Annotated in this window: 8 protein-coding genes, 1 tRNA gene and 1 rRNA gene; all 10 read left to right on the top strand. The window is 44.0% G+C overall.

What is annotated here, in order from left to right; all coding sequences use genetic code 11:
* The first annotated feature begins 187 nt into the window (after positions 1-187).
* The 10 genes from rrf to CTER_RS15250 all read left to right on the top strand — a co-directional run bounded on the left by rrf (position 188) and on the right by CTER_RS15250 (position 11,750).
* A 5S ribosomal RNA gene (gene rrf / locus CTER_RS15295) occupies positions 188-304 on the top strand.
* 6 nt (positions 305-310) lie between these two features.
* Positions 311-386 (top strand) — tRNA-Asn (locus CTER_RS15290).
* 109 nt (positions 387-495) lie between these two features.
* A complete protein-coding gene (locus CTER_RS15285; RefSeq protein ID WP_004626787.1) occupies positions 496-1,569 on the top strand; it encodes a linear amide C-N hydrolase in 1,074 nt (357 codons plus the stop codon).
* Between the two features lie 322 nt (positions 1,570-1,891).
* Positions 1,892-3,640 (top strand): ABC transporter substrate-binding protein, encoded by a 1,749-nt coding sequence (locus CTER_RS15280; RefSeq protein WP_004626772.1) that lies wholly within the window; start codon positions 1,892-1,894, stop codon positions 3,638-3,640.
* 155 nt (positions 3,641-3,795) lie between these two features.
* Positions 3,796-4,767, top strand: coding sequence for an ABC transporter permease (locus CTER_RS15275; protein WP_027629982.1), 972 nt, complete (start codon positions 3,796-3,798; stop codon positions 4,765-4,767).
* A gap of 1 nt (position 4,768) precedes the next feature.
* Complete coding sequence (gene opp4C / locus CTER_RS15270) at positions 4,769-5,683, top strand: oligopeptide ABC transporter permease (protein WP_004626774.1); 915 nt, start codon at positions 4,769-4,771, stop codon at positions 5,681-5,683.
* A 3-nt stretch (positions 5,684-5,686) separates the two neighbouring features.
* Entirely contained in the window at positions 5,687-6,691 is a 1,005-nt protein-coding gene (locus tag CTER_RS15265) for an ABC transporter ATP-binding protein (protein ID WP_004626832.1), read from the top strand.
* Positions 6,663-7,628, top strand: coding sequence for an ABC transporter ATP-binding protein (locus CTER_RS15260; RefSeq protein WP_004626785.1), 966 nt, complete (start codon positions 6,663-6,665; stop codon positions 7,626-7,628). Before CTER_RS15265 ends, CTER_RS15260 begins: the two co-directional genes overlap by 29 nt.
* Before the next feature lie 149 nt (positions 7,629-7,777).
* Positions 7,778-9,100 carry a putative glycoside hydrolase gene (locus CTER_RS15255; protein ID WP_004626756.1) on the top strand — a complete coding sequence of 441 codons (1,323 nt, stop codon included), beginning with the start codon at positions 7,778-7,780 and terminating at the stop codon, positions 9,098-9,100.
* Positions 9,101-9,362: 262 nt separating this feature from the next.
* A complete protein-coding gene (locus CTER_RS15250) occupies positions 9,363-11,750 on the top strand; it encodes a vitamin B12-dependent ribonucleotide reductase (protein WP_004626728.1) in 2,388 nt (795 codons plus the stop codon).
* The last annotated feature ends 578 nt before the right edge of the window (positions 11,751-12,328 follow it).

Raw genomic sequence — 12,328 nt, 5'->3', positions numbered from 1 at the left:
CTTCGATACATTATTTAATTCTCAATGAGTAGATCTCAAAGGGATTAGTTAAAAAGTTAAAATCAGATTTTCAGATGCAAGCATTACAAGGCACTGACGAAGCGAGGAAGGTCACTTATGTGATAAGTGAGTACCCGAGCGAGGAAAGTAACGCAGTAATGCGAAGCATATCAAAATCTGTAAATTTTCTGGTGGAAATGACGAGATGGCCACACCCGTTCCCATACCGAACACGGCAGTTAAGCATCTCAGTGCTGATAATACTTGGCTGGCAACGGCCCGGGAAAGTAAGTCTCTGCCAGATTTATATTCCTCAATAGCTCAGTCGGTAGAGCATGCGGCTGTTAACCGCAGGGTCGTAGGTTCAAGTCCTACTTGAGGAGCCAAGAAGACATAGTATTTCCATCAAGGAGAAGCTATGTCTTTTCTTTATACAGTAAAGTATGTGAAACTGAGTTTGGAGCTTGATATTGTCTATATCGAGAAGGATATAAAATGAATAAAAAGCAAAAAGTTATAAAGCGGACAGGAATTATATTTTTATGCATACTTTTAGTCGTGTTTATTGCGGCAACAGCTCTGTTTGGAAATGAAATCCGCAGTCTGATCTCTTTGAAAAAGTTGGACGATCATGGCATGTTTCAAATGACATATTATGGAGATTACGGGTTTGATGATTTTCTGAAGGTTGGTGCTGAGAGTGACGCAGACATCGAGGCATTCGTAACGAGGAGTTTACTAAAAGGCATACCGATTAATTTAGGTGTAACGGGGGACGGTTGTACCGCATTTGTTACTCGAAACGAAAATGGTGAAATCCTCTATGGCAGGAACTTTGATTTTACATATGCGCCGTCCTTGCAGCTTTATACAAATCCCCCAAATAACTATGCATCTGTGTCAACAGTCAACTTGTCCTTTGCGGGGTATTCGGCTGATTATCTGCCAAGCGGTCTGAATTTGGACAGCTTTTTGACTCTGGCGGCCCCGTTTCTTCCCTTTGACGGAGTAAACGAAAAGGGGGTGGCTATTGCGCTGCTCGCTGTTCCTGAGGCTGATATCCAAAAAGACGAAAATAAGATTACACTGAATACTACCACAGCGATCCGGCTTGTACTTGATAAGGCCGCCACAGCAGATGAAGCGGTGGATCTCCTGAAACAATATAATATTTATTTTTCGGGCGGTATTGATTGCCATTATTTGATTGCCGATGCAAGCGGTCGTTCTGTTCTTGTGGAGTATTACGATGGCAATTTACAGACCGTAGAAACAGATACGGATTATCAGATCGCTTCGAATTTCATAGCATATAACGGTGTGAATATCGGAGAGGGCTTTAACGAGTTCGAACGATACGGCAGGGTAAAAGCTGCAATCAATGAAAATTTCGGCATGTTAAGCGAAAGACAGGCAATCTCCCTGCTTGCAGATGTTGGTGTGATGGATGGGGATACCGATAAGTTACAGTGGTCGGTCATCTACAATCTGACTAGCGGGGACGGGAAAATATTTGCCCATAGAAATACGGACAATGTCATACCCTTCCATATCAATATGGAAAAATAGATTGTGAGATAATACGAAGTAGATCAAATTTCAATTTTCTCTTAATCCAGCCGTGTGATTTACCTAACAGTAAAATCTTTTTTGCATCATGACTCCAAAGAGTAGATTCTTTAATAATCTGCTCTTTTTTGTGCGCAATTAATCAATGAATACCGGTCAGGCCAGTCCAGAAAATGCTTATTCAAAATTACAACATATTATTCCGATAGGTATTGACAGAATTAGTTCTAAGTGTTAAAATTCACAAGTATACTAAACATATATGAATTGTAGAAATGGATATAATTAACATATATGACTAATATAAAAAGAGGTGTAATTTATGAAAAAGAAAACCATTGGACTTATGGCTTTAATGTTGAGTACAGTAGTAGTTTTAAGCACATCCTGCACATCGAATGGAACCGGAAGTGCATCGTCATCTTCCGCCGCGTCATCTTCAGCTGCAGATTCGACCCAGGCGGTAAAGCTGACAGACTCAAAGGTTGAGTTGATAAAAGCAACCGACCCGGGTAAAAGCCCGGATACCGCAAACAAACGCACCGATACATTTGTTGCGACCATTCACGAACCGGGCGGAGTGTTCCTGCCTTACTTTTATGACAACGGTTGGGACGGAAATGCGGTGCAGCCGATTTTTTCCTCGCTTGTAACGGTTGATGACAATGGAAATCCCATACCGGACCTTGCAGAGAAATGGGAAATTTCACCTGATAACCTGACTTATACATATTATCTGAGACCCAACCTGAAATTCAGTGATGGTTCCCCTTTGACAGCAGAAGATGTAGCTTTCACTCTGACGCTGCTCAATGACCCAGCATATGCAGCAGGCAATGTAGATTTTTCCAACATAGTAATCAAAGGCACGGACGAATACAAGAATGGAAACGCGACTTCCATTTCCGGTATCAAGGTAATTGATCCGACAACAATTCAGATTACCACGGAAAAGCTCAACCCATTGAGCCTGACCACACTGGGGGGATCGGTAATTTCAAAAGCCTATTACGGAAATGGCTACCAGAAGGGGAAGCTTGATTACCTGAGGGATTTGTATGCAAAACCCATGGGTGATGGCCCTTACCAGCTTGACCAGTATATAAACGGGCAGGAAATCCGTTATAATGCCAACCCGAACTATTACGGAGGCAAGCCTTCAATTGAACATCTGATTTTTAAAGTAACCTCTACAAGTACGGCACTCCAGTCTTTCCAGACCGGACAGACCGACCTGGACAGTTTCTCAACCGACCAGGATACGCTTGAACAGTTGAAAGCTCTGGGTTTTGCCAATATACGCATCCGGACAATCCCGGATTTCGGAATCATATATGTCAATAATAAAAAGCCATATCTTAAGGATACTGCTGCGCGTCAGGCATTGTATTACGGCCTTGACCGCCAGAAGATTATTGACGTCAAATACAACGGTTATGGAGAGGTTGCAAACGTATTTGCGGCTCCGACACTCTGGTCCTATACCGAGGAAGGCGTAACGAAATATAATTACGATCCTGACAAGGCAAAACAGCTGCTGGAGGGTCTTGGCTGGAAAGCCGGTTCTGACGGTATTCTCCAGAAGGATGGACAGAAGCTGAAGCTTTCATACCTGACTACAAAGCCGGATGATCCCATTATTCCAATTGCAAAAGAAAGTTATAAAGCCATCGGTGTCGATTTTGTACCCGAGGTCCTGGATGCAAACACCATGTTTGACCGTCTGAACAAAGGCGATTACGACCTTCTCTCGGTACGAACCAACGGACTTATCGATCCCAATGATCCCGTTTATGAATTCTCCTCCACAGACCCCAACGTGAATCCTTCCGGGTATTCCAATCCGACAGTGACACAGTTGATAAAGGAAGGTATCAGCACATCGGATAAAACAAAACGGCAGACTATTTACACAAAGCTGTATCAAGAACTGAGCAAGGATCCGCCGGTTATACTGATTGACTACCGCAAGAGCATTTCAGCATGGAATGACCGGATCATCGGCGGTGAGAATTATACAACAGGTGCCTCGGACGTAGCCATCCAGCTTGCCAAATTAAAAATAAGGTAACCCGTCTTTTATCAGGAGGACCAGAACTATTTATTCTAAATAGAACTGACTTGAGATATCCGGCAGCTGCCGGACATCTCAGAACATAATTCAAACATGCTGAACGCTCCCCACACGCCGAGGTGAGCGTTCAGCGCTATGAAAGGCGGTTGACCATGAGAAAATATATTCTACGGCGGTTTTTGCAGATGATTCCCATTCTGTTTGGGATATCTCTGCTCATTTTTTTCCTGTTTGCCCTTATGCCGGGCGACTATTTTTCCTCTAACCGAAGACTTAGCCCACAGCGTCTGGAAGAGCTCCGGGCGTTGTATGGGATGAACAAACCGCTTATCGTGCGGTATTTCATCTGGTTGAAAAACGTATTCCATGGTGATTTCGGTTTTTCGCTCCAACACATGCAGCCTGTGACAACGCTGATCAACCAGTATATATGGAATTCCTTTATAGTCGCACTGGCTACGCTCTTTTTCACATGGACCATCGCTCTTGTGATCGGCATCTACTCAGCGACAAAACAGTATTCAATTTTTGACAGGCTGGTAACTCTGGGTGTATTCGCATCACTATCGGTACCGTCATTTTTTATAGGTCTTTTGCTGATAAAGTTATTCGGAGTCGATCTTCACATTCTTCCCATAGGAGGCATGATCGATACGGGGAGTACTACAACCGGCCTTGCCTACGTGTTGGAGGTACTTAGACATATGATCCTGCCAATCACCGTTTTAACATTTTTAAGTGTCGGATCACTGACCAGATATTTCAGAACCGGCATGCTGGAAGTGCTCAGGATGGATTTTATCCGCACTGCCCGGGCAAAGGGGCTGAAGGAGCGCACGGTCATCTTCAGGCATGCGTTACGGAATGCTATTTTACCGGCCATTACATTGCTGGCGTTCGAACTGCCGGGACTGTTTTCAGGGGCAATAATCACGGAGCAGATTTTCAGCTGGCCCGGAATAGGCAGGATTCAGCTGGATGCTCTAAGTGCCCGCGATTATCCCGTGCTGATGACATTGACCATGCTTTTGGCTTTTCTGACCATACTGGGGAATTTTCTGGCCGATGTTCTATATGCTGCCGCCGATCCGCGTATCCGGCTGACGAAGAAGGAGGGAGGCTGACATGTCTATACTAAAAAGAAAAGCTTCTTCGGGCCGTAAGCGTTCGAAGTCCATATGGGAACAGTCCTTCCGCAGGTTGTTCAAAAACAGAAGCGCTGTGTTCAGCGCCTGCATCCTTGGGTTTATGTTTTTGTTCAGTTTCGTAGGCCCATTGATTTCACCATATTCCTCCAATGGGATTGATGTTACTGTGATGAAGCATCCGCCGGATTTCACACACTGGCTGGGCACCGATATATACGGACGCGATGTAATGACGCGCCTGATGCTTGCAGGAAGGATTTCGCTGACAGTGGGTCTTGCGTCCATGGTGCTTTCACTGCTGCTGGGATCATTGCTCGGTGCTGTGTCAGGTTACTATGGCGGGATTGTGGACAGCATTATTATGCGTATTGCTGACATTCTGATGTCCATTCCGAGCCTTCCTCTGCTGATCATCATTGCGGCAATGCTTTCGGAGTTTAAGGTGCCGACCGACTACCGGCTGTACATTGTCATGCTCATGCTGAGCCTGGTCGGTTGGCCGGGACTGGCGAGACTGATCAGGGGGCAGATCCTATCCCTGCGGGAACAAATGTATATGAAAGCGGCAGATGTACTGGGGCTGGGCACCTGGAGGAAGATTTTCCACCATCTTTTGCCTAACACCTATCCGTTGCTGATAGTTGTTGCAACATTGAGCACGGCCTCAGGTATCCTCAGTGAATCTACATTAAGCTTTCTGGGTTTGGGAGTGGTAGAGCCCACGTCGTCGTGGGGAAACATGATAACTATTGCCAATAATTTGATAGATTTTCAAAAGCACCCCTGGCTCTGGATTCCACCCGGAGCTGCCATCTTCATTACCGTTGTCGCCATCAATGTGCTGGGTGACGCGGTCCGTGATGTATTGGATCCCAAAATGAAAGGAAGGTAACGTATGGAGGAACCAATTATTACCGTCCGCAATCTGCAGACTTTTTTCCATTTGGAGGGACGGGTCAGTAAAGCGGTTGACAACGTCAGCTTCTCTGTACCGAAGGGAAAGGTTATTTGTATTGTGGGTGAGTCGGGCTGCGGAAAAAGTGTCACCGCTCTTTCTCTTCTGCGTCTGGTTGACTTTCCAGGGCGGATTGCCGGCGGCGAAATTCTATTTCACAACAGAGATATTTTAAAAATGAATACAAAGGAAATTCATAATTTGCGCGGGGACAAAATTTCAATGATCTTTCAGGAACCGATGACATCTTTGAACCCGGTGTTTACCATTGGACGGCAGATTTCGGAAACTCTTCTGGAGCATACTCTTTGTGACCGGAAGGAAGCCTGGGAGAAGGGTGTGGAATTGATTAAGAAGGTAGGTCTCCCGCGAGCGGAGAAGATTATGGATTCATATCCCCACGAATTAAGCGGCGGGATGCTGCAGCGCGTTATGATTGCTATTGCGCTGAGCTGCCAGCCGGAGCTGCTGATCGCAGACGAGCCTACGACTGCGCTGGATGTTACCATTCAGGCACAGGTACTGGACCTGCTGCGACAGCTCCGTGACCAATCAGACATGTCCATCCTGTTTATAACCCACGACCTTGGCGTCGTGGCTGAGATTGCGGATTATGTTATTGTCATGTATGCGGGCAGGATCATTGAGGAAGCTCCTGTAACAGAGCTGTTCCGCCATCCCAGGCATCCGTATACCCGCGGACTTTTGAAGTCAAGACCTGTGATCGGGCAGCGCCGTGACAGACTGTATTCTATCAAGGGACAGGTTCCGGACCTGTCTGAACTGCCCCAGGGCTGCTATTTTGCCGACCGCTGTGAAAGCTGTATGGAAGCCTGCCGGAAGGAGTATCCGGAATCTGTCTCAGATGCGGGCGGGCATAAAACGGCCTGCCTGCTGTATAAGGAAGGAGTTGCCAATGGATCGACCACTGCTGAAGATTACTGATTTAAAAAAATATTTTCCTGTTAAGGGAGGCTTGTTCGGAAGACCTGTGGGTTGGGTCCGGGCTGTAGACGGTGTAAGCTTCGAGATTTTCAGAGGGGAGGCCTTCGGTTTGGTAGGCGAGTCGGGAAGCGGAAAGACGACTCTTGGGCAAACCGTTCTGCGCATGCATGGGAGAACCTCCGGCCAAGTCATGTTTGACGGCCTGGATATTCACTCCCTTCCTCCGAAGGAATTTCACAAGACGCATACCCGCATGCAGTACATTTTTCAGGACCCATACAGCTCGCTTAATCCCCGTATCCGCATTGGAGACGCCATCGCCGAGCCGCTGCTTGCACACCGACTGGCCACCAGGGCAGACGTGGGGGAGCAGGTGGAAAATATCCTGGCCCAATGCGGGATGGCAGCCCGGTTTATGGACCGGTATCCCCATGAATTTTCAGGCGGACAGCGTCAGCGCATTGTTATTGCGAGAGCCATTGCCCTGAATCCGGAATTTATTGTGGCCGATGAACCTGTTTCCTCTTTGGACGTTTCCATTCAGGCGCAGATAATCAACCTGTTCAGCGATCTGCAAGAGGAACGGAAGCTCACTTATCTGTTTATTTCGCATGACCTGGGAATTGTAGAACATCTCTGCTCCCGGATAGCCATTATGTATCTTGGTTCAGTGGTGGAATTGGCTACAAGGAGTGAACTGTTTTTAAATCCAATTCATCCGTATACAAAGGCTTTACTGTCTGCCGTACCGATTCCCGACCCCGAACGAAAACGCAGCCGGATTGTGTTGAACGGTGATATTCCCAGCCCGGAAAACCCGCCTTTGGGATGCAGATTCCACACGAGATGTCCATATGCAAAGGACATTTGCAGGGAGAAGGTTCCTGAATTTCGCAAGGTCAAAGACCACCATCAGGTTGCCTGCCATCTTTTTTAAGGTTAGCATTTTTTGAAAATTAACAGTTTGATTTTTTCTCTTTCATTATGTATAATCACTATTGTATGTTAATATTGATTTTTACATATAAAAACCGTACTAATCAGTTATACTATTTAATGAAAAATAATTCTTAGGATGGGGTACTTATGAAAAAGAAAACAAAAATCTCCCTGGTAATATCAGTTTTATTAATTGTTTTGATGCTTACTTCCTGTACAGCATTAACCGGAAACAACAACGATGGCAAAGTAAGCGAAATAAGTGCAAGCTCATCGGGAACAGCTCAACAAAGTCAGCCGGCAAATCAGTCATCAGAACCAACTGCTGGAAACTCAACACAGCCTGCGAACACAACTACAGAGCCTTCAAACACAACAGCTGAAGAGCAAAAGCCTCAGACTGTGAATGGACTGCAGCTTTCACCAGGCATTGAAAACATTAAAGTTAAGGCTGTTTATTTGACAGGACCTTCAGCAGGATCGACCGACAGGGTGGACAAGATAATAGATCTGGCAAAAAAAACAGAGTTGAATACAGTTGTAGTTGACATTAAAGAAGACGGTTCCCTGAATTATGAATCAGAACTGGATGTAGTAAAGAAATATGGTAAACAGACCAAGTACTACAATCCTGAAAAACTTATTAAAAAGTTTCATGATAACGGTGTCTATGTCATAGGCCGTATTGTGACATTTAAAGATCCTACCCTTGCTAAAAACAGGGCAGATCTGGCTATTAAAAATTCAAAAGGTTCCCTGTGGCTGGAAAATGGAAAGACTCCCTGGACTAATCCATATAATGAAGAGGTTTGGGATTATAATATTGCAATAGCTAAAGAGGCCGTATCAAAAGGCTTTGACGAGATACAGTTTGATTATGTGAGATTTCCAACAGGAAAAAAAGCAGATTTTAATTACGGAGCCAATGTACCCGAAAAAGCTGTCGCCATAAATGGTTTTCTTGCAAAGGCAAATAAAGTGCTGCATGATGAAGCTAAAGTACCGGTATCGGCCGACGTATTTGCTATCATAGTTGAGAGCAAACCCGACGGAGAAAGTATCGGACAAAGAATTACCGAGGTTGGTAAGGACATTTACTGCATAAGCCCCATGATCTATCCCTCACATTATGCCAACGATGCAAAAAAAGGGATAATGGCTAACGGAGTAGGACAGCAAATTAATGGTATAGTCTTCACAAAGCCCGATCTTGAACCATATAAAGTAATGTATAATGCTCTTGTTTCAACAAAAGCCAAAATAGCTGCTGCCGAGAACTATAAGGCAAAGGTAAGACCTTATCTGCAGGCGTTTACAGCAAAATACCTGCCAAACGGATATTACCAGACATATGGGCCCCAGCAGGTAAAAGAACAGATTAAGGCCGTATATGACGCCGGCTATGAAGAATGGATATTGTGGGATCCAAGCAACAAATACCAGGAATCCTATTTTAATCCTGAAAAGTAATAAACCAAACGGGAAAGTAATAATAGAAAATTATATAGAAACAATAAAAGCAGGATGACTAAAGTTATCCTGCTTTTTGCGTTAAAATGCATATTATTATATGTAGATCTTCCTGGTCCGGTATGACTTATATATAAATAGTACTTATTTACTATATAAAATAAACTAGCTAATTATTGAAAAAAATTTTGGGCAATGATACAATATATTGTGCAAGCGCTTTTGGGAAAACACAAAATATAGATATTGGAAGGGGATTTTAATGAAGCTTTCTGAGAATGCGATTAAAGTACTGGAGAAAAGATATTTGGAAAAGAATGAGGACGGCAACCTTATTGAAGATGTGGAAGGCATGTTTAAACGTGTTGCAAAAGCAATTGCATCAGCGGATGAAAATTATACCGACAAAGCCGGTATTGAAAAAATAGAGATGGAATTTTATGAAATGATGGCAAACCTTGAGTTTTTGCCCAATTCTCCTACCTTAATGAATGCAGGAAGACCGCTGGGTCAACTCAGTGCATGCTTTGTGCTGCCTGTGGAAGATACCATGGAGGGCATATTTGAATCTATAAAAAATGCTGCATTGATACATAAAAGCGGTGGGGGGACAGGCTTTAGTTTTTCCAGGCTCCGTCCCAAAGGTTCGGCTGTTAATTCCACAGGAGGAGTGGCCAGCGGACCTATAAGCTTTATGAAGGTTTTCAATGCCGCCACTGAGGCCGTAAAGCAGGGAGGAACCCGCCGCGGCGCCAATATGGGTATTCTCAGGGTGGATCATCCCGATATTATGGAGTTTATTACATGCAAGAAGGATAATTCGGAAATTACCAATTTTAACCTTAGTGTGGGCATTACCGAAGATTTCATGAAGGCTGTGGAATATAATCTTGAATATGAACTTATTGATCCAAAGACTAAAAAGCCGGTTGGAAAGCTGAATGCTAAAAAAGTCTTTGATTTGATAGTCGAAATGGCCTGGAAGAATGGGGAACCGGGAATAATTTTTCTCGACAGGCTGAACAGGGACAATGTTACTCCGAAGCTTGGTGAAATCGAGAGTACCAATCCGTGCGGAGAGCAGCCCCTGCTTCCGTATGAAGCCTGTAACCTCGGGTCAATTAACCTGTATAATATGCTTAATGAGGAAAAGGACTCCTTGGATTTTGATAAATTGGCGGAAACTGTGAAAAAGGCTGTTCACTTTTTGGACAATGTTATTGAAGCCAACAAATATCCGTTAGCAGAGATTGATAAGATGACAAGAGGAACGAGAAAGATAGGTCTCGGTGTCATGGGATGGGCTGATATGCTTTGTGCACTGAATATTTCTTACAATTCACAGCAAGCAATAGAGCTGGCTGATAAGGTTATGGGATTCATACAGGATAATGCTCAGAAGGCCTCACAGGAATTAGCCGAACAAAAGGGTGCTTTTCCATATTATGAAGAGAGTGTTTTTGCGAAGAAGGGTATAAAACTGAGAAATGCCACTACTACAACAATAGCTCCAACAGGCACACTCAGCCTTATAGCCGGTGTTTCCAGCGGTATTGAACCTATTTTTGCGATTTCATACATCAGAAATGTTATGGATAATAACGAACTTGTTGAAGTCAATCCCGTATTTAAAAATGCTGCAGTCAAAGGCAATTTTTATTCGGATGAATTAATGAAGCAAATTGCAAAGTCCGGTACTGTCAAACATATGGAGGAGATCCCAAAGGAAGTCCGCGATGTTTTTGTAACAGCTCATGATGTAAGACCGGAATGGCATGTTAAAATGCAGGCTGCTTTTCAAAGGCATACTGATAATGCGGTTTCTAAAACGGTTAATTTAAGCCATGATGCAACTACCGATGACGTAAGAGAAGTATTTACACTGGCTTACAGGGCCCAATGCAAGGGAGTGACTATATACAGGGACGGGAGCCGTGATTTGCAGGTTCTGAATATTGGCAAGGTTCAGGGCAAGGAAGCCTCCGACGATCAGACCCTGCCTGCCGGAGATAATGTTTATTGCGATTCCTGCAATGATATTTCAAAGAGGATCACAGGTATTGAGCCCAGGCCAAGGCCGGATATAACCACCGGTTTTACCGAGAAGGTGAAGATTGGCTGCGGTAATCTTTATATAACTGTTAACTATGATGAAAACGGGATATGTGAAGTATTTACAAATACCGGGCGTGCAGGAGGCTGCCCTTCGCAGTCGGAAGCCACAAGCCGACTGGTCTCGGTTGCACTGCGTTCAGGAATGGATGTCAAATCCATAGTGGAGCAGCTGAAAGGTATCAGATGTCCCTCAACAATCCGCCAGAAAGGACTGAATGTACTGTCCTGTCCGGATGCTATCGGGAGACTGATTGAGAAGGTTGCCAAAATTCACAGCAGTAAGGACGAGGACGGCAGCAATGATTTTACCACACAGGAATACAGTGTTGTCCAGAGGCCAAACCCATCCGGCGACAGTGAAACCGTCTGCGCCTCAGATTGTTATGCGTGTACATTGAAAGAGGTGTGTTCAAATCCTGAAATGGGCTTTGACGGATACGACCCGGGAGGCGCATGTCCGGAATGCGGCAAAACAGTGGAACATGAGGGAGGCTGTGTTATTTGCAGGAACTGCGGGTATAGTAAGTGCGGGTGATAACTTCTGATGTTACAAACTCCGAAATCCTTGATATCAAAGGATTCTGTAAAAAAACTAATAGAAAATCAAATTAGATTTCAGATAATTGAGTTAAATTTGATTTAATTGGTTAGGAGAATCTCTGAAAGGCTTGATACTAAAGGATTTTGATGGGTTCTAAATTTTCATAAAAAATAACAGTTTCTGCAATATGGTAAAGCATCCAGATGCGAATGAATAGGTAATATTGGATTATTACAAGAGATACAGACGCTTGATTGTTAAGCATAACAACTCTGACATATTACTGAGTTGTCATTATATATACGGTGAACGGAACCTAAGTTACCACAAATACTACAAGTGTAGGACTCCTTACTTATATTAAGATTAGAAAATGTATTATCTTGTCTGAAATTTTCATAACAACGGCTGCAAACGTGAGTTCCATTTACTATATAAGGGGACTCTATATTCCTGCCACATCTAGAACAAAGATTATTAGGTGAAGAATAACATTTTACACATACCTTTTTATCTATTGAGTTAATTGCAAGTAATTCAGATTTGCCACAAATAGAGCAAATTTGTTTATT

The organism is Ruminiclostridium cellobioparum subsp. termitidis CT1112, assembly GCF_000350485.1.
Classification (GTDB): Bacteria; Bacillota; Clostridia; order Acetivibrionales; family DSM-1351; genus Ruminiclostridium; species Ruminiclostridium termitidis.
This window is presented reverse-complemented; position numbering and strand designations above follow the sequence as displayed.

What these genes read in the sequence shown, in the direction of transcription:
- CTER_RS15285 (WP_004626787.1), top strand. Translation starts at nt 496, where the DNA reads ATGAATAAAAAGCAAAAAGTTATAAAGCGGACAGGAATTATATTTTTA.
- CTER_RS15280 (WP_004626772.1), top strand. Translation starts at nt 1,892, where the DNA reads ATGAAAAAGAAAACCATTGGACTTATGGCTTTAATGTTGAGTACAGTA.
- CTER_RS15275 (WP_027629982.1), top strand. Translation starts at nt 3,796, where the DNA reads ATGAGAAAATATATTCTACGGCGGTTTTTGCAGATGATTCCCATTCTG.
- opp4C (WP_004626774.1), top strand. Translation starts at nt 4,769, where the DNA reads ATGTCTATACTAAAAAGAAAAGCTTCTTCGGGCCGTAAGCGTTCGAAG.
- CTER_RS15265 (WP_004626832.1), top strand. Translation starts at nt 5,687, where the DNA reads ATGGAGGAACCAATTATTACCGTCCGCAATCTGCAGACTTTTTTCCAT.
- CTER_RS15260 (WP_004626785.1), top strand. Translation starts at nt 6,663, where the DNA reads ATGGATCGACCACTGCTGAAGATTACTGATTTAAAAAAATATTTTCCT.
- CTER_RS15255 (WP_004626756.1), top strand. Translation starts at nt 7,778, where the DNA reads ATGAAAAAGAAAACAAAAATCTCCCTGGTAATATCAGTTTTATTAATT.
- CTER_RS15250 (WP_004626728.1), top strand. Translation starts at nt 9,363, where the DNA reads ATGAAGCTTTCTGAGAATGCGATTAAAGTACTGGAGAAAAGATATTTG.